This is a genomic window from Idiomarina sp. (assembly GCF_048265525.1).
In the GTDB taxonomy this organism is placed as follows: domain Bacteria; phylum Pseudomonadota; class Gammaproteobacteria; order Enterobacterales; family Alteromonadaceae; genus Idiomarina.
Window position 1 is genome coordinate 44027 of record NZ_JBLXBI010000001.1, and the last position, 18653, is coordinate 62679.

20 protein-coding genes and 1 tRNA gene are annotated in these 18653 nt (G+C 46.9%); 15 read left to right on the forward strand and 6 right to left on the reverse strand.

The annotated features are described in order from the left end of the window. Positions 1–5: 5 nt before the first annotated feature. The 6 genes from ACN0TF_RS00160 to flgA form a co-directional block, all read right to left on the reverse strand. Positions 6–82, reverse strand: a tRNA-Arg gene (locus ACN0TF_RS00160). A gap of 40 nt (positions 83–122) precedes the next feature. Continuing rightward, positions 123–1286 carry a flagellar assembly protein FlgT gene (locus ACN0TF_RS00165; protein WP_417440290.1) on the reverse strand — a complete coding sequence of 388 codons (1164 nt, stop codon included), beginning with the start codon at positions 1284–1286 and terminating at the stop codon, positions 123–125. 97 nt (positions 1287–1383) lie between these two features. Further along, positions 1384–1863, reverse strand: a complete 480-nt coding sequence (locus ACN0TF_RS00170) for an LPP20 family lipoprotein (protein ID WP_417440291.1) — start codon at positions 1861–1863, stop codon at positions 1384–1386. 57 nt (positions 1864–1920) lie between these two features. After that, complete coding sequence (gene flgN / locus ACN0TF_RS00175) at positions 1921–2322, reverse strand: flagellar export chaperone FlgN (RefSeq protein ID WP_253619834.1); 402 nt, start codon at positions 2320–2322, stop codon at positions 1921–1923. Next, positions 2322–2645, reverse strand: a complete 324-nt coding sequence (gene flgM, locus ACN0TF_RS00180; RefSeq protein WP_253619833.1) for a flagellar biosynthesis anti-sigma factor FlgM — start codon at positions 2643–2645, stop codon at positions 2322–2324. The genes flgN and flgM overlap by 1 nt, the downstream gene beginning before the upstream one ends. 116 nt (positions 2646–2761) lie before the next feature. Then, positions 2762–3484, reverse strand: coding sequence for a flagellar basal body P-ring formation chaperone FlgA (gene flgA, locus ACN0TF_RS00185; protein WP_417440292.1), 723 nt, complete (start codon positions 3482–3484; stop codon positions 2762–2764). 162 nt (positions 3485–3646) lie between these two features. On the opposite strand from flgA, the gene ACN0TF_RS00190 reads away from it, so the two are divergent. The 15 genes from ACN0TF_RS00190 to ACN0TF_RS00260 all read left to right on the forward strand — a co-directional run bounded on the left by ACN0TF_RS00190 (position 3647) and on the right by ACN0TF_RS00260 (position 18648). Beyond that, positions 3647–4582, forward strand: a complete 936-nt coding sequence (locus ACN0TF_RS00190) for a chemotaxis protein CheV (RefSeq protein WP_417440293.1) — start codon at positions 3647–3649, stop codon at positions 4580–4582. A 92-nt stretch (positions 4583–4674) separates the two neighbouring features. After that, positions 4675–5511: a CheR family methyltransferase gene (locus tag ACN0TF_RS00195; protein ID WP_034819611.1), complete on the forward strand. Its 837-nt coding sequence runs from the start codon at positions 4675–4677 to the stop codon at positions 5509–5511. Positions 5512–5611: 100 nt separating this feature from the next. Further along, positions 5612–6016, forward strand: a complete 405-nt coding sequence (flgB, locus tag ACN0TF_RS00200; RefSeq protein ID WP_110012774.1) for a flagellar basal body rod protein FlgB — start codon at positions 5612–5614, stop codon at positions 6014–6016. 6 nt (positions 6017–6022) lie between these two features. After that, positions 6023–6475 carry a flagellar basal body rod protein FlgC gene (flgC, locus tag ACN0TF_RS00205; RefSeq protein ID WP_034819615.1) on the forward strand — a complete coding sequence of 151 codons (453 nt, stop codon included), beginning with the start codon at positions 6023–6025 and terminating at the stop codon, positions 6473–6475. Positions 6476–6489: 14 nt separating this feature from the next. After that, a complete protein-coding gene (gene flgD, locus ACN0TF_RS00210; protein ID WP_417440294.1) occupies positions 6490–7173 on the forward strand; it encodes a flagellar hook assembly protein FlgD in 684 nt (227 codons plus the stop codon). 15 nt (positions 7174–7188) lie between these two features. Next, on the forward strand, positions 7189–8544 hold the full coding sequence (gene flgE / locus ACN0TF_RS00215) for a flagellar hook protein FlgE (RefSeq protein WP_417440295.1): 1356 nt from the start codon (positions 7189–7191) through the stop codon (positions 8542–8544). 110 nt (positions 8545–8654) lie between these two features. Next, the gene (locus ACN0TF_RS00220; RefSeq protein WP_417440296.1) at positions 8655–9398 is read left to right on the forward strand and encodes a flagellar basal body rod protein FlgF; all 744 of its coding nucleotides are present in this window, start codon (positions 8655–8657) and stop codon (positions 9396–9398) included. 21 nt (positions 9399–9419) lie between these two features. Next, entirely contained in the window at positions 9420–10208 is a 789-nt protein-coding gene (gene flgG / locus ACN0TF_RS00225) for a flagellar basal-body rod protein FlgG (RefSeq protein ID WP_417440297.1), read from the forward strand. 24 nt (positions 10209–10232) lie between these two features. Beyond that, entirely contained in the window at positions 10233–10907 is a 675-nt protein-coding gene (gene flgH / locus ACN0TF_RS00230; protein ID WP_417440298.1) for a flagellar basal body L-ring protein FlgH, read from the forward strand. Between the two features lie 10 nt (positions 10908–10917). Further along, entirely contained in the window at positions 10918–12018 is a 1101-nt protein-coding gene (locus ACN0TF_RS00235) for a flagellar basal body P-ring protein FlgI (protein WP_417440299.1), read from the forward strand. A 14-nt stretch (positions 12019–12032) separates the two neighbouring features. Continuing rightward, positions 12033–13010, forward strand: a complete 978-nt coding sequence (gene flgJ, locus ACN0TF_RS00240) for a flagellar assembly peptidoglycan hydrolase FlgJ (protein WP_417440300.1) — start codon at positions 12033–12035, stop codon at positions 13008–13010. A gap of 90 nt (positions 13011–13100) precedes the next feature. Further along, on the forward strand, positions 13101–15116 hold the full coding sequence (gene flgK, locus ACN0TF_RS00245; RefSeq protein WP_417440301.1) for a flagellar hook-associated protein FlgK: 2016 nt from the start codon (positions 13101–13103) through the stop codon (positions 15114–15116). Positions 15117–15121: 5 nt separating this feature from the next. Then, complete coding sequence (flgL, locus tag ACN0TF_RS00250) at positions 15122–16336, forward strand: flagellar hook-associated protein FlgL (RefSeq protein WP_417440302.1); 1215 nt, start codon at positions 15122–15124, stop codon at positions 16334–16336. A 254-nt stretch (positions 16337–16590) separates the two neighbouring features. Continuing rightward, positions 16591–18018 (forward strand): flagellin, encoded by a 1428-nt coding sequence (locus ACN0TF_RS00255; protein ID WP_417440303.1) that lies wholly within the window; start codon positions 16591–16593, stop codon positions 18016–18018. A gap of 219 nt (positions 18019–18237) precedes the next feature. Then, positions 18238–18648, forward strand: a complete 411-nt coding sequence (locus ACN0TF_RS00260; protein ID WP_417440304.1) for a flagellar protein FlaG — start codon at positions 18238–18240, stop codon at positions 18646–18648. Positions 18649–18653: the final 5 nt, after the last annotated feature.

Consider the following 18653-nt stretch of genomic DNA (forward strand, 5'->3'; position numbering starts at 1 on the left):
GACTGTGGCGTCCCCGGCAGGAGTCGAACCTGCGACCTGCCGCTTAGGAGGCGGCTGCTCTATCCTGCTGAGCTACGGGGACGTGCCGCGAATTATGCCAGAAGCTGTCGCGGGTTTCACCCTCAGTTAACCGGCACCACCCAGTCGTTCACCTGAACGTTGTGCAGCATGTTCCCTTTCGTCAACTTAGCGACGGCGGTGGACTGCTGCACCTGGGACACCTCAACTTCAAATTCACTCACCTGCCACTTCTGACGATAACGGCCCTGGTCGTCGGTAAAGTGGCTGGGTTGCACAATTTTTAGCTTATCGCCGGTGTGTACGCCGTGCTTTTCACCTAAGTTGAATTGAACGGTGTTGGCATCAACGGCAATAATTCTGGCTCGTACCGGTTTGCATACCACTTGTTCTTTCACGCCGGAAGCTAAGTCGCGCAGGCCGCTATCCAGTGCTGCACCAAAAGGTTCATTCCAGAATTGCGCGGTGGCAACATCGACGTCGGTGGTGCGATCAAAGGTCCAGGGTTGGGTGTTTTCAACGCGGGCACGGGTTACTAGCTGTCCGGTAGTGGCATCGAGAAGGTAAAGTGTTAATGCGTAATGGCGGTCGGGGTCGCTGGACCAAAACCAGTTAGATTTGGTGTCCATCATGGCCAGGTCGTCAAACATGCCGAAAATAACAAACTGACTGTCATTGGCTAAGCCTATGCTGCGGGACATGCGGCCTAACTCTTCCAGATTCAGGCCGCTGAGAGCTCGGTCTAAACCGGCGTGACGGTGCAGGGTGTGGGCAATCTGCAACTGGCTGCCAACACCGCCTAATTCACGGGCTAAACGCTCGGCCGCTACCTTGCCTATTTCCCAAATTTGTCCCCAGGTACCATGGGCGCGGTCACGCAGCTCAAAAGGAACAACGGTAACGGAGTTTTTGTAGCTGCTGCGGGTGCAGTCGCCTTCGCGGTTCCAGATGTCCGCACGGAGCAGAACAATAACGCGGTCGTCGCGTACTTCCTCGCGAACTATGGTCACCTGGTCAACATTGCCCTGGCTATTCCACTGGGTTTCGGTGTTTTGTAAAACGCCGTCCACCACTTGCTGAATGCTGGAGATGTTACCGCCAGAGGTTAATAATGCCTGCTGAAGGGCGTTTTCAATGGCTTTTTCGCGTGCGGCATTGGTGTCACCATTAATAATGCGGGCAGTGCCCTGAGCTTCCACCCAACGAGCCTCGCTTGGCATAGCAATAAAGAAAACAGAGGTGATAAGTAGCAGGGTTTTCCAGTTCATGGTGTTAATGCATCCCAAGTGTCAGTTTTTAGTCGTTACTTTACTATCGGAATTAACTGCAAAAACCCTGCCATGTTTAACTCAATAAAAGTGGGGCTTAATAATAGACAACGCGTTTCACTTTCTGCTGGCGGTTGGTGCTTTGATACAGGCGATGAACCTTTTCAAAATCAAGCCGCAGCTCAGTCGCGTAGTAGTCGCCCACGGTATAGGTCTTAACCACTTCTGCGCCACGAATCACTCCGTCTACAGAGGCCTGAAAACTGTCGCGGTTTAAAGCCCAGTCTTCCACTGAGCTACTACCGGCAATGCGCTGGCCATAGACTTGCTCGGCAAGCTCGCGGTAAGCGGCTAACTTAGAGGCGCGCATAGCGTTTAAGTCTTTTAGCTGTGCATTTTCGCCTTGCTGAGTTTCAATAGGGGCGTAGCCAACCGCATTCAACACCGGAAATTCACTTGGGGTTTGGGTGTCCCATTCAACGTGTTTTTGATCGTACACAATTTTGTTGTAAGCACTACAGCCGCTTAATAACAGCGCAGATGCAAGTAGAGCGAAAGAGAGTAAATGCTTAGCCATAACGACCTCTGATTGAACAAAGTACTTATGGTTATAACGGCTGGACTGGCAAAATCTTTAACGGATTTTACCTTTACTATTGTAGGTAAGGGTATCTTTTCGTGCGGACTGTAAAATAGATTGTTTTAACTGCTCAATACTGTTTAGCGTTGACTGCACCACGCGTTCATTCACCTGACTTTGATGCTGAACGTCAGAGAGGGTGGTTTTAATGGCTGCAACCGCTTCAGCTAAGTCCGGGTCGTCTTTTAATTGCTCGTTGTCCGGGTGTTGAGCCAATTGCTGGTCGAGTTCGCTAATATGGATAAGCGTCTTTTCTTTGGCGTCGGCAATAGCGTTAACATCGGCGTGTTGGCGCTCGACAATGGCATTAAGCTCACGTTGTTGTAGCAACGCAAGGTTTTCCAGCGAGTCTGCCATATCCTGTAATATATCGTTAACAGGCGCCAACACGGTCATTATTCGTTGCTGCCGTTACTGAACAGATCAGACTCAAACTGCGCCAGTTTATTGGCTAGTTGTTCAACGTTAATTTTGTACGAACCACTTTCAATGTCGGCTTTAATTTTATCAACTTTGGCCTGGTCAATGCCGCTGCTGTTCATTGCTTTTTCCTGTAAGCCACTCAGTTGTTGCGCTTCGCTGGTTAACGAAACGGCCTCACCACCTTTTTGCGAAACCGCAGCAGGCTTCGTCGGAGCATCGCTCTGTACTTGACGGTTGCTGGATTTGCTATCAATGTTGGCATTTTTCAGCCCGGCATTGTTAATGTTAATTGACATTGTTTTTAGCCTCGCTAGATAATATGTCTCGGTTACTTATCGACCACACTTAAAAATACTTTAATAAAAATTTTAGCACGTAGCCTGACGTTCACGTCAGGTTCTGGTTAAGTATTTTATAAATTAACAGTCACTTCATTAAGTCCTGTGACAACCGCTTGTATTGATTTATTCGAACGTGCGTTTTCAACAACAACAGATTCACCTTTGAGGCCATCAGCCAGGGCTCTTCCGGCTGCAGTAATTCGCAAAGCTTTATCTTGTGCAACTATTGTAACGCTTTGCCCCTCACATACAAGACATGTATCGCTGGCACTTATTGCCTGACCTGCAGCAATGCGTTTTTTAATGCGGGCTCCAATTAAAGCTGTCATGTCAGTAAATACATTTGAGCGAACCCGATTAAGGTCAACTTCAGAAAAAACTAAATCACTTTCGCTTATCATTTGACCCGGCGCCATAGGTGAGGCCGCGGTAACAACATTTTTGTAGCGATAAATTCGAACAGGCACATAGGTGCGCCAGTTAGCGTTGCCGACACATTCAATTTCAATGGTAGTGTAGCTGTCGAGGTTGGCGTTAGTTGCCAGGCCAACTTTGGGTGGCTGCGAACAAATTTTGGGAGCCATGCGTGGGTCGAGGTTATTGGCAACGACTTCCACACGACCATTATCCGGCGCGGAAACTCGCTGTTCTACGTAATTATGAGCCAGTTCCTGTAACGCTTTGTAATTAAAACGCTGGCTGTCTTCCGAGCCTCTGGTTTCTGCGTTAACAGAATTAAAGCCACAAATTATAAAAAAAATCGAACTGATCAGCAGCGATTTACGTACTATCATAAAAATTCCTGATGTTATCCGTTAAGGTTATCTGTTCGAGTGCCGAAAAAAACGGTATAACGTCAAAAGATCGGCAGTTCGATGGTTTCAGTATGGTTAATGTAGATACAAGCAAATACCGTGCCGAAGTAGAAGTAGCCTGCCACATAACAGGAGTGAACAATGGCTAGCATTCTCGATTCAGTGAATCAACGCACACAAATGGTCGGTCAAAACCGACTGGAACTATTAATGTTTCACCTAAACGGTAAGCAGCGCTTCGGCATTAACGTATTTAAAGTACGCGAAGTATTGCCATGCCCTAAACTTACCGCAATGCCCAATCGTAACCCCCTGGTTCGAGGAATTGCGCACATTCGTGGTCAGGCAATATCCATCATTGATTTGAGTATGGCTACCGGCGGGCGGGCGTTAACCGACATTCAAGACCGTTTTGTTATCATCTCGGAGTACAACCGAACTATTCAGGGATTCTTGGTTGAAGGTGTGGATCGCATTATTAATATCAACTGGGAAGACGTCATGCCGCCGCCCAAAGGTACTGGAAGAGATGCGTATCTCACTGCGGTGACCAAAGTGGAAGATGAATTAATTGAAATTATTGATGTGGAACGCATATTAGCTGATATTATGCCGGCTAATATGGATGTCAGCGAAGAAGTTGCGAATGCACCTATCAATGTCGCAAAAGAAGATTTAACCATTTTGATTACGGATGACTCGTCGGTTGCCCGTAACCAGATAAAACGTGCATTGCAATCTTTGGGTATTACGCTGGAAGTCAAAAAGAACGGTAAGGAAGCTTTAGATTACTTAAAAGATAAAGCCAAGGAAGTGGGGGGCTTAGTGCATCCTCATGTGCCCGTTCTGGTCTCCGATGTAGAAATGCCGGTGATGGACGGTTATACGCTTACCGCTGAATTGAAGGCTGACCCGAATTTACGCGATATTCATGTTATTTTACATACATCATTGAGTGGTGTGTTTAATCAGGCTATGGTGAAGAAAGTCGGTGCCGATGATTTTATTGCAAAATTTCACCCGGATGAGCTGGCGACCGCCGTACAAAAATGGCTGAACACAGAAGTTATTGCGTAGCCTGATGCTATTGCATCAGGTGCGATATTCGACCTGACGTGAACGTCAGGCTACGAAACGAATGAAACTGAAACGGAAGTTGTTTATATAACGTGATAGATCGCGAATTAAGTTTATCGGAATATCAGGAATTTCGTCAGTTCCTTGAACATCAATGCGGTATCGTATTGGGTGAAAGTAAACTGTATCTGGTGAAGAGTCGGCTGAGCCCTTTAATGGGCCGGTTTAATGTCGACTCGCTGGCGGAGCTTGTTAAGCGCTCAATGAAGCTAAGTGAGCGGGCTTTACGGGCAGCGGTGATTGATGCAATGACAACCAACGAAACCTTGTGGTTTCGTGACACTTACCCGTTTGAAATTCTGAACGACCGTATTCTTCCTGAATATAAAAATCATACCGGGCCTTTAAAGATTTGGTCCGCAGCCTGTTCCTCGGGGCAGGAACCTTATTCTATTGCCATGACGTACTTAGAGTACAAGGCGAAGAACCCGGGGGGGCTAAGAGCTGGTATAAAAGTAACGGCAACCGACATCTCTAATAAGGTTCTCGAGCAATGTGCAATTGGAGAGTACGATAGCCTGGCTCTTGCGCGTGGTTTGTCGGCTGAGCGTAGAAAGAAGTTTTTTACTGATGCCGAAAGTAAAGCCGGCTCCATGAGAGTAAAAGACGAGCTGAAGCAGTTTATTCATTTCCGTCACTTAAACTTGCTGGACAGCTATTCTTTGCTGGGCAAATTCGATGTTATTTTTTGCCGCAATGTTCTTATTTACTTTGCCCCTGAAGTAAAGCGGAAAATTATTGCCCAATTCCGGCAATCACTGAACCCCGGCGGTTATCTTTTCCTTGGTGCATCCGAATCAATTTCAGGACTTACTGAGGATTTTGAGATGATCCGCTGTCAGCCAGGCATAATTTACCGAAGAAAATAGTTTCCTGCAGGAAATGTCCGTCTGAAAAAGTAATAACCCCTTCTTAAATTGGCACACTTCCTGCATTGTCTTCACTATCGAACACTGTGGAGACAAAAATATGGCACTTTCCATGGACAAGCTTATGGGAATACAGCAGCACACGTTGGGTGTACGCACTCAGCGCGCGGAGCTTATTGCCAACAATATTGCCAATGCCGACACCCCTGGCTACAAAGCTAAAGGTCTGGATTTCCAGCAGGCGTTGCAGCAAGCGCAGCGCGGTATGGAAAACCACAAAATGGCGCGTACTCACGAAAAGCATTTCAGCGTTGAAATTAAACCTCAGGGAACTGAAAAGTTCCGCGTACCCACGCAACCGGATACCGGCGACGGCAACACCGTTGATGTGCAGTTGGAACAAAACTTGTATGCACAAAATGCGTTGGAGTATGAAATGACCATGAACTTTCTTGATGGCCGCATCAGCGGTGTGAAGAAAGCCCTGGGCGGACAAGGGAGATAATAAGTCATGAGTCTTTTTAACATTTTTAATGTGTCGGGTTCGGCCATGAGTGCTCAGTCGGTACGACTGAATACAACAGCCAGTAACCTGGCAAACGCTAACTCAATTAGCAGCAGTATTGATGAAACCTATCGGGCCAGAAACCCGGTTTTTGCGACAGCTTTAGCTGATGCTAAAGGTGACTATCGCGGTAATAGTCTGACGAATCAGACTCAGGCCGGTCAGGAAGCAGGCGTCAAAGTACTGGGTATTGTGGAAAGTCAGGACCCGCTGCAAATTGAGTATGCTCCAAACCATCCTATGGCTGACGAAAGCGGTTATATATACCGTCCCAACGTCAACACCATGGAAGAAATGGCAAACATGATTTCGGCTTCGCGTTCCTACCAGACAAACGTGCAGGTAGCGGACACTGCCAAAACAATGACACAACGTTTATTACGTCTGGGTCAAGGGTAAGCAGGAGATAACAAATGGAAGGCGTAAGCAATAATTCCTACATCGACAACATGAAGTGGAAGAAAGAAGATGATGCCAGATATGCTGATCCGGATGAACGGAGCAAGCTTGAGCAGGAAGACTTCTTTAAGTTGTTGACTGAACAGCTGAATATGCAGGACCCATCTAAGCCGGTCGAAAATGATCAGATGATTGCTCAGATGACCAGCTTTACTATGGCGGAAGGAATAACCGGGCTTTCTGAGCGGTTCGACCAATTTGCCAGCGACATGACTTCGAACCAGGCGTTGCAGGCATCAACTATGGTTGGTCGTAAGGTTTTGGTGCCGACTGACCAGGCTAACCTGGAAACTGGTGCTGGTATTACTGGCATGATAGCCACGCCGCAGGCGGCACAGAATGTGAAAATTAATATCAAAGATTCGACGGGTGCAACGGTGAAAACCCTTGAGCTTGACGACATGCCTGCGGGAACTAAAGAGTTTGAGTGGGACGGAACGATGTCAAACGGAGACGAAGCTCCGGCCGGAAACTACTCGTTCTCGGTGAATGCTCAAGTGGGCGGCAAAACCGAAGAACTGCCCATACAGATGCACGCTCGTGTGCAAAGTGTCAGCACCGGCGGTGACCGCGGTGTGGTTTTAAATCTTAAAGGATTAGGTGGCATCAAGCTTTCTGATGTGACTGAAATTAGCTAACAGGTGAGGTGACTTATGTCATTTAATATTGCACTCAGCGGTATCAACGCATCACAAAAAGACTTAGATGTGACCGCGAATAATATTTCAAACGTAAAAACAACGGGCTTTAAGCAATCGCGTGCTGAATTTGCTGACGTTTACGCGACCAGTATTTTTAATGCCGGTAATACAAAGGTTGGTGACGGCGTTTTAACATCTTCCGTTGCTCAGCAGTTTAGCCAGGGGACTCTGGATTTCACTGAAAACTCGCTGGATATGGCCATTAGTGGTAACGGCTTCTTTGCAACCACCGATGCTTTAGGTTCAAGAGACTTAACCTACACTCGCTCGGGTGCCTTTAAGCTTAACGATGATAAATTCATTGTTGATAACCAGGGCAACTATCTGCAGGGGTATCAGGTTGATCGCAATAGCGGCACAAACTCATCAACAGCATTGGCGACGACTCAGCCTATTCGCATTCCGGATGTTGCTGGCGCGCCACAAAGCACGGATAATGTGTTTACCGCTTTTAACGTAGATGCTCGTCGTTCCCCAATTGATGGCGCGGCCAATCCGTTTGATCCGGAAACTCCGAGTACTTATCACAGCTCAACCTCGGCGACTATCTATGATTCGCTGGGTGAGTCTCACACATTGTCGACCTACTATGTGAAAAGAGACAATAACGAGTGGGACGTCTACGCAACCTTTGACGGTGATGAAATTAATTTAAACCCAACCGGTACAGCGACATCGACACCACCAGCAAGGGATTCTGTTAACGGCTACTCAGGTCTGCAAGTAAACTTTTTAGGCAGCGGTGAGCCTGATGTGCCTGCAGGACAAATAACATTTGATCCGGGCTCTATCGACTTATCTGGTAATAACGCCGATGGCGACCCCTACCTGGATAATGGTGCAGACCCCCAAACGGTTCAGTTTAACTTCCAGGATTTGAGCGGAACAACAAGCCCTACACAGTTTGCTTCTGATTTTGAAGTAACCAACCTGGATCAGGATGGTAGCACGGTAGGTCGTCTGACTAACGTGGATATTGATAAAGCAGGCTTAATTGCTGCAACTTACTCAAACGGTGATGTTCAGTACTTAGGACAGGTTGCTGTTGTTCGTTTCGCCAATGAGCAAGGTTTGACCCAAATTGGTGGTACAAAATGGCGTGAAAGTATCGATTCCGGTGAACCTTTGGCCGGTGAAGCCAATACCGGAACGTTCGGCGGTATTGAAGCTTCAGCACTTGAAAACTCAAACGTTAATCTAACCAAAGAACTGGTTGATTTGATAACTGCTCAGCGTAACTTCCAGGCGAACTCGCGTTCACTTGAAGTGAATAACACCATTAATCAGACTATTCTTCAGATTCGATAATAGCTTCTGGTTATTGCTTCACAAAAGACGCCTCCGGGCGTCTTTTGTGTTTTTGGCACGAAATCTGCATCGCATTACCCAGATGACAAAATTTTGGCTGGAGGTCAGCTATGGACAAGATGCTATGGGTAGCAATGAGCGGCGCGAAAGAGAATATGAACGCTGTCGCTGTTCGTGCCAACAACCTGGCTAACGCCAATACCACGGCGTTTAAAGGCGACCTGCAACAGGCGCGAGCCATGCAGGCCTTTGGTGAAGGTTTGCCAACACGGGTCTTTTCTATGACGGAAAGCCCCGGGCAAAATTTTGCCAGTGGAGCAATACAAACGACCGGTCGGAACATGGATGTTGCCATTAAAGATCAGGGCTGGATCGCCGTCGATGATGGCAACGGCAATGAACGTTATACCCGCAATGGTAGCCTGGAAGTGGGTACTGATGGCCTGTTGAAAAACTCCAATGGGCAAACACTCCTGGGCGACAACGGTCCCATATTTGTGCCAATGCCGATAGACGATTTGGTTATTGGCGCTAACGGCAATGTGTCAATACGGCCCATGGGCGCTCCCGTCGATGCCATGGAAGTTGTAGGCCGGATTAAGTTAGTAAACCCGCCGAATGGCAATATTGAAAAGGGTAATGATGGCTTGTTTAAGTTAAAAGACGACCAACAGGCCATTGCCGATGCCAACGTAAAACTGCAAATTGGCGCCCTGGAAGGTAGTAATGTGAACAGTGTCGAAGAAATGACACATATGATTGCACTGCAGCGCCAGTACGAAATGAACGTCAAATTAATGAAAACGGCCGATGAGAACGCTCAGCGTTCTGAGTCGCTGATGAGAATCAGCTAAGTTTAGCCCAGGAGAAAGACCATGAACCCAGCATTATGGATAAGTAAAACCGGATTGGATGCGCAGCAGCGCGATATTTCAGTTATTTCTAACAACCTGGCTAACTCCAGTACGATTGGCTTTAAAAAGAGCCGGGCGGTATTCGAGGACTTGTTGTACCAGAACATTAACCAACCGGGCGGCCAGTCTGCTCAGGACACCGAGCTACCTAACGGTTTGATGCTGGGTGCCGGTACCAAAGTTGTTGCGACGCAAAAATCCCATACTCAGGGCAACGTGCAGACCACCGATAACTCACTTGACGTGATGATTGACGGTAAAGGTTTCTTTCAGGTGTTGATGCCGGACGGCAATATTTCCTATACCCGTAACGGTCAGTTTTCTTTAAATGAAGAAGGCGAAATGGTCACTTCCGGTAATGGTTACACCATTGAGCCGGCTATTCAGATACCGGAAGACGCGATGTCGGTCAGTATCTCACAAGAAGGCGAGGTTACGGTTACTCAGCCCGGTAACCCCGATAACGTAGTGATTGGGCAGCTTAACCTGGTTAACTTTATTAACCCGGCCGGCCTACAGCCGATGGGGCAGAACCTTTATAAAGAAACCGCAGTAAGTGGTGCACCTTTAGAAGCGGTTCCTGGTGTTGACGGAATGGGTAATACCATTCAGGGCGCACTGGAAACCTCTAACGTGAACGTGACTGAAGAGCTGGTGAACCTAATTGAGAGTCAGCGTGGTTACGAGATGAACTCAAAAGTGATTTCGTCTGTGGATCAGATGCTAAGTTACATTAATCAGCAGCTTTAATTGAATAACATAACGGGTGATTCTATGCGTTTTTTCCTTTTTTCTTTAACGGCATTGGTTCTTGCTGGTTGTGTGCAAACGCCACACAAACCTATGCCGGATGACCCATATTACGCACCCGTATTGCCGGAAGAGCGTGCTCAGCCGGTAGTACCTACAGGCTCTTTATTTCAGGATGCTTACGCGGATAATCTGTATTCGGATATTAAAGCCCGCAGACTAGGCGACATTATTACTGTGACTTTGCAGGAGCAGACTACCGCCAGTAAAACGGCTACGACGGAAACGTCAAAAGAGAGCACTGCAGAATTAGCAGCACCGACGGCGTTTGGACGGGACATTACCGTAGGCGGCAATCCGCTGTCTGCAGGCATAAACGGAAGTCGTGAGTTCAATGGCGATGGCAGCTCTGATCAAAGTAATCAGCTAAATGGTGAAATTACCGTAACGGTTATAAAAGTGCTGCCGAACGGTAACTTGATTGTTCGCGGTGAAAAGTGGATGCGCATTAATACCGGTGATGAATATATTCGTTTAACCGGCATGATCCGCCCGCAGGATATCACTGCCGCTAATCAAATCCCTTCAACTCGTGTTGCCAATGCGCGCATTGAATATTCGGGTACCGGCAGCCTGGCGCAGGTGCAGGAGCAGGGCTGGTTAACCCGCTTCTTTAACAGCCCAATATGGCCATTCTAAGGAGTAAGGCATGAGAACGCTTAAAATTTTTGCGCTGGCGGTAAGTTTGATTTCTATGCTGGTTGCTCCTGTTCAGGCTTCACGGATAAAAGATATTGCCTCGGTGCAGGGTATTCGCGATAACCAATTGATTGGTTACGGGCTGGTAGTAGGCTTACCCGGAACCGGTGAGCAAACGCCTTTTACTGACCAGACTTTTCGTACCATGCTGGGTAACTTCGGCATCAATATTCCGGCGAATGAGCGTCCTAAAATTGATAACGTTGCAGCGGTTGCTGTACACGCCGATTTACCAGCTTTTGCGAAACCCGGACAGAAAATTGATGTGACGGTGTCTTCTGTCGGTAGTGCCGACAGTCTGACCGGCGGTACTCTACTGCAAACCTTTTTGAAAGGAGCTAACGGAGAAGTTTACGCGGTTGCACAAGGCAGTTTAATTGTCGGTGGCCTCGGAGCTGAAGGAAACGATGGCTCACGCATTGTTATTAATACGCCGACGGTGGGCCGTATTCCGAATGGTGGCGTTGTTGAGCGTGAAGTACTTTCCGGCTTCGGTTCATCTGACTACTTCACCTTTAATTTGCATCAATCCGATTTTACAACCGCAAAACGTATGGCTGAAACCATCAATAATCTGGTTGGCGAAGGTGCGGCTCAGGCTGTAGATGCAACTTCAGTACGGGTAAGGGCTCCCAGGGATTTAAGTCAGCGGGTGAGCTATATGTCCACGCTGGAGAACCTGGAAGTGCAGCAAGCTTCTGCGGCGGCGAAAATTATTGTGAATTCGCGCACCGGAACCATTGTGGTTGGTCAGAACGTTGAACTGAGACCAGCAGCCGTAGCCCACGGTAATATGCAGGTGACTATAGCCGAAAATGTTAATGTCGATCAGCCTAATCCATTCGCTGGCGGGGAAACAGCTATTACCCCTCAGACCATTATTGACGTAAACCAGGAAGATGCGCGCATGTTTGTGTTTGAACCAGGTACTACACTAAACGATTTGGTGCGTGCGGTGAATCAGATTGGTGCAGCCCCCGGCGACATGATTGCTGTGCTGGAAGCGCTAAAGCAGGCCGGTGCGTTATCCGGTGAACTCATCGTTATTTAACGGCAGTTAATAATATGACGGTTTCAGACTCTCATCTAAAACAAGCGCAACACGCTATGGATACCCACAGCCTGGACGGGCTGCGGAAGCGTGCGTTTAAACCTGATGATAAAGAAGCGCTGATGGAAGCCGCACAGCAGTTTGAAGCCATATTCCTTAATATGGTCATGGGTAGTATGCGTAAAGCCAATGCCGTGTTTGAGGAAGACAACATGCTGGATAATCGCTACACCAATATGTACCGCGATATGTATGACCAGCAGTTGACCTCAGAGCTGTCTAATCAGGGAAGCCTTGGGCTGGCTGAGTTGATGGTAAAACAACTGGGTGGTGACGACAGCTACGTGCCAGAGTCGATGAATCGTAGCGGCGCGAACCTTGATGACCCGCGCATGAAGAACCGTGCGGATAGACCTGCGGATTCACAAAAGTTAAGTGATCAGGGCGGCATTGACGCCGGTTTATATTATGGGAATCAGCGCGTTAATACCGCTAAGCTAAGTGACGGGAACGCAACTTTTGATTCACCGCAGAGCTTTATTGCTGCGCTAAAGCCTCATGCCGAACGAATTGCGAAAGAGGCAGGTTTGAACCCTGACGTTTTAATGGCGCAGGCTGCGTTGGAAACCGGTTGGGGGAAACGCTTAGTGCCCGGACGACACGGTGGCTCCAGCAATAATTTATTCAATATAAAAGCCGACACGCGTTGGAGCGGCGATAAGTCTCATGTGAGTACGCTAGAGTTTGATGGCGAAGTTGCTCGTAAAGAGCGTGCAGCGTTTCGCTCTTATGCCAATGTGGAACAGAGCTTGCAGGACTATGTGGACTTTATCAAAGAGCATCCGCGTTACCAGCAAGCTTTACAAGTAGCTGATGATCCGGCGCAGTACGCGGAAGCTTTGCAAAATGCGGGTTACGCGACAGATCCTCAGTATGCACAGAAGATTCAGTCGGTATTAAACAATCCGGCTTTTGTTGATAAAGAAATTTAGTGGTGCCGCAGGCGGCAAAAAGTTGCCGTTCAAACTAAATAATATTCGCTAGGTGCCGATAACGGTCACAGAGTAACTGGAGAGTCATTGATGAGTTTTGACTTATTAAATATCGGTAGGAACGGCATATTAGCGCATCAGCAAAGCCTGCAAACCACCGGTAAGAACATTAATAATACGAACACGGACAGTTACGTTCGCGAGCGCACCGAATACTTCGAGTCTTCATACGGTGGACTTGAGCGTGTGCGCGTACAGCGGATGATTGACCAATTTGCTAACCGCCAGTTACGTACCGATATTTCAAAGGTTAACTATTACCAAGCGAACCTCCAGCAGGCAGAGCAATTAGATACTTTACTTGGTGACAGCACCACGAACGTTGCTTCCTCTGTAGAGAGCTTCTTTAATACCTTGCAGGACGCCAATAATGACCCCGGTTCAGTCACTGCCCGGCAGTTAGTTCTTGCCGAAGCTGACGCTATGGTAACTAAGTTTAATGACTTTTCCAGTTATCTGGATGATCAAAAAAGCATTATTAATGACAGGTTAAAGCTATCGACTGACCGCATTAATTCAATATCAGGAAATTTAGCTGAACTGAACTCGAAGATTCAGTCGTCGGCCGGTAAAAATAGTAGTAACGGTGATATTAACGCACTATTGAATAAACGTGACGAACAGCTGCGGGAGCTTGCCGAGTTAGTGGAATTTAGCACCGTAGAACAAAAAAACGGTGCCATTGCGGTTAACCTGAAAAACGGTCAGCCATTAGTTTTAGAAGATGGTCGCTTTAATGCCGTTGCGGTGAAAAGCAACCCGGATACTGAACGTTTAGAGATGGTGCTTAAGAAAGAGCACAGCGGCGGAAGTGTCAGTGAGTTTTATGTGCCAACCGACGAAGTCGGTGGCTCTGTCGGTGGTTATCTGGAATATCGCGACGAAGTGTTAATGCCCACCCAAAAACGTTTGGGGCAGCTAGCAATTCGTATTGCCGACTCAATGAATACTCAAAACCAGAAAGGTATGGACCTGGATAATCAGTTAGGTAGTAAAATTTTTGATTTGGCTAAAACTGAGTCACAAGCGCTACCTTATTCTGATAATGGCGGTACTGGTGAAATTAGCGTGAGTGTGTTGGAAGGAAACAGTAAGTCTTTTCCTTCAGAAAATTTACGTATTACTAAAACAGGTAACCCGGACGAATATGAGATAGTTCCGGTGAACAGCGACGGCACAGTAGTTAGCGGTGCGGATACAGTCACTGTCACTCAGGCATCGCCCGGCACAGTCGATATTGTTGAGTTGGGAATTTCTTTAGACCTTTCCGGGGCTGCGAACGCTGGCGACCAGTTCTTGGCAAAACCCGCTGAAGGTGCGGCGTCTGAAATCAGTTTAGCGATAAGAAGACCCGAAGACATTGCTTTGGCCAATCCTATTCGGGTTAAAGACGGGCTGGATAATCAAGGCGCAGCGGCTATCGAAATTAATTCAATTAATACGCCGGATGACTATTATGATACGACTAATAACACCTTGCTTGGCAGTGCACCTGCTCGCATAGAAGTCACTGGCCAGACAGGTAATGCTTATGACCTGGATGTATTCGATAAAGACGGTAACCTTATAAATTCCATTACTGGAACCACAGACCTTAATGGCATTTTAGGCCAGGCTGGTTTAGCCGACCCGGACTACGAAGTTGATATTAACGGTGAACCGGCGGTAGGCGATGAGTACTTCATTGAATACAACACCAACGGCTTTGATGACAACAGTAACGGACAGTCTATGGCCGACTTGCAGCGGCAGCAATTGGTCCGTCGTTCCGGTGGGGAAGAAGCAGAACCGACTATGACTTTCAATGAAAGTTATGGACGATTGGTATCGGATGTGGGGAGCCGGGTTAGCCAGAACCGCGTATTGCGGGACTCGGCTGAAGCGATAAAGTCACAAACTGAGGCGCTTTACGAATCGCAATCGGGTGTGAACTTGGAAGAAGAAGCGGCTAATCTTATTCAGTATCAGCAAGCTTATACTGCGTCTGCCCGAATCATCACAACGTCGCAAACTATTTTTGATACGCTGCTGACGTCCTTGAGGTAATTACTATGCGTTTAAGTACAAACTTATTTTTCCAGCGTGGTCTGGACAGCTTACAAACCTCTCAAAGCCAGTTGGATAAAATTCAGCTGATGCTGACCAAGCAGACTAAGATATTAAGCCCTGCTGACGACCCGATTGGTAACTCGCAAGTGTTGGCGCTGAATGAAAAAATTGGTCAGAACGAGCAGTTTGAGCGTAACTCCGTAACCTTAGAAAATAATTTACGCCGTGAAGAAAGCGTTTTAAGTAGTATCACTGATGCTATTCAGAAAGCGCGTACTCTGGCCGTGCAAGCGGGTAATGGTAGCTATGATCAGACGAACCGAAAAGCCATAGCCTCCGAGTTACGGAATATTGAAACTTCGATTTTCGACCTGACTAATGCTCAGGACGAATCGGGTGAGTATATTTTTGCGGGTTACCAAAACCGTACGCAGCCAATGGAATTTGATGATGCGACTCAGTCGTACCAATATGTCGGTGACCAGGGGCAACGGACTATTCAATTGTCTCCAACCCTTTATCTACCGGCTAACGACCCGGGTAATAGGGCATTTTCAAATGTGTCTAAACGGGTCGACTTTGAATTGACCGGCGGCAATGACTTTATCAAAAAAGTAGAAGTAACAGACCGCAATGCGTTAATTACTGATACTGAAGCCCGCATTGATGCCGGTGATCCAACCGACTTTACTGTTAACTTTACCGGACCGGATACTTATGAGATTGATGATGGTGTCAACCCCGTAGTAGCAGGAACGGTTACCGACGGTAAAGTGGAATATAACGGTATGAGTCTGGAGCTTGATAAAGATAATATGCCAGTAGCTGGAGATTCCTTTAGCTATAGTATAGGTGAACCGGTTTCGCGTAATCTATTAACTCAACTTGGTGATCTCGCTGACGCTTTGGATGCTTCAGGCCCGGGAAGTAAGGGGTTTCATGAGAGCGAAGTAGCTTTCGCTCTGACTGATTTTAATACGGTCATTAGTGACTTAACCGATACTCAGGCATCCGTGGGCGCGCGGTTGAATGTTATGGATAACGCTAAATTGAGTAATGCCGACATTGAAATTGTGAATAAAAAAGCGCGTTCGGATATTTCTGACGTAGATTACTCTGAAGCGATGACTGATTTAGTAAAGAATGAGACTATCTACTCCGCTGCTCAGCAGATATTTACTCGGGTCAGCCGCTTGAGCCTGTTCGATTATATCTGACCAATGTTGCGTAGCCTGACATTCATGTCAGGTCATATATCCATCCTGACGTAAACGTCAGGCTACGCAACAAATATCTATCCCCACATAAAAAAACTAAAATTCTTAAAAAAAATACTAAAGCTCCCCAAACCCCGGCCGATACCCTTTGTGAGAGGAAACTTTAACCAGGCGAAACACGAAGCCGAACACTTCCTCCAGCTTGGCAACAACGAATGAATCCAAGCTTAGGCCAGAAACTGAGGAGCATTATTATGCCATTATATGTAAACACTAACGTCAGCTCATTGAACGCACAGCGTCAGCTGATGGGCTCAGGTAACTCGCTTGACCAAGCATTTCAACGTTTGTCGTCAGGCTTCCGTATCAACAGCGCTGCAGATGATGCTGCAGGTCTGCAAATTTCAAACCGTTTAAGCTCTCAGGTTAACGGCTTGAACCAGGGTAACCGTAACGCGAACGATGGTATTTCGGTAGCTCAAACAGCAGAAGGCGCGATGGATGAATCAACCAACATTTTGCAACGTATGCGTACTCTTGCTATCCAGTCTGCAAATGATTCAAACTCATCAGACGACCGTGCTGCACTTCAAAAAGAAGTGTCTAACCTTCAGTTAGAGTTAACTCGTATTTCTGAGACATCGACTTTCGGTGGTCAGAAACTTCTGAACGGTGACTTCGCCGGTAAGTCGTTCCAAGTAGGCGCAGATGCTAACCAAACAATTAACATCACAATTGGTGACATTTCAGCTAACTCAATTGGTAGTAACAGAGTTGACGCTGCGGGCAGTTTAGTTGGTGGTTCAACGCAAGGTACTGCGGGACCTGATAACGACTATTTTGTTACAGATACACTGACTGACACTGGTGACTCAGTAAATATTGCAGGCAAGGACGGTGACTTTGACCTTGCATTAACAGCTGGACAGTCTGTTACAGACCTTGCTACTCAAGTTAACGACGCGAACATAGGTGTGTCTGCTAAAACAACAGTAAGCACTACCTTGTCAAACTTGAGCTCAGGCGACCAGGGTACGTTGAGTATTGGCGACGAAACCTTTACTCTTGCTGAGTATAATGGTTCGTCTAAAGAGCTTGCTAATGCAATTGGTAAGGCTGGCTTCCAGGCTTCTGTTAATGAAAGCGGTGAGATTGAAATTTCTGCTGAGAACGTTGATGGTATCAAAGTAACTGGTCAGCAAGACGGAACTACCTTATCACTGGGCGGTACTGTACCTGATGCAACAGCTGGCGATGTCGTTGTTAACTCAAAACTTGAATTAGAATCCAGCGATTCCTTTAGCATTACGGATGAGACTACAGGGACTTCAGCGGGAGAGATTTTCGGAAGCTTGAGTTCTACGCTTGAATCGGTTGGTGGTGTAAATATTAGTTCAGCTGATGGAGCGCAAAGCGCTATTTCAGTAATCGATGCAGCCATTGGCCAAATCGATTCGGAACGTGCTGACTTAGGTGCGGTTCAGAACCGTTTCCAGGCAACGATTCGTAACCAATCGAACATTGCTGAGAACCTTGAAGGTGCGAAGTCTCGAATCAAAGATGCGGATTTTGCTGCTGAGACAGCAAAACTGACTCAGGCTCAGATTCTGCAGCAGGCTTCTCAGACTATCCTGGCGCAGGCAAACCAGCGTCCACAGGCAGCGTTGTCACTGTTAGGTTAATAGTTACCTTACAAACAACAACTGAAAGGTCAAAAACGGAGCTTCGGCTCCGTTTTTTTATGTCTGGAAGAAAATTTTAAGCTAAAATAAGCTGGTTAAAAAAACTTCAAATAAAAGCTAAAGTTTATAGTACTCTGTACCGATAACATACAAGGACAGATGTTTTTTTAGTCCGTTAAAAACTTAATTGATGTTTTTGATAGGGAACAGGTGATTATTATGGCGGATATATCAATGGATACCCGCGATTTCAGCCTCCTCTCAACAGGGAAAGGAGCGGTGCAGACACAGCAGCCTAAAAAGCAGGATGTGCTCGATGCCGTAAGTGAGGTACAGGACAAGGTAGCTGAACGTGTAGATAAAGCTCAGTCAAGCAAACAACTGGATGAATCTAATATTGGAGATATGGTCGAACAGATAAACAAGTCTCCGACTATCCGCAATACCAGTCTGCAATTTGTTTTTGATGAAAAAGGTGATCCTCCTGTTGTTAAGGTTATGGATACTGAGAGCGGTGAAAAAATTCGGCAAATACCTTCTGAGCTTGCAGTGAAGTTAGCTAAAGCTATAGAAGAAATGGCCGATAACCAAGAGAGTCGGGCAGGAATTTTGTTCGATAACGAAATTTAAAGAGG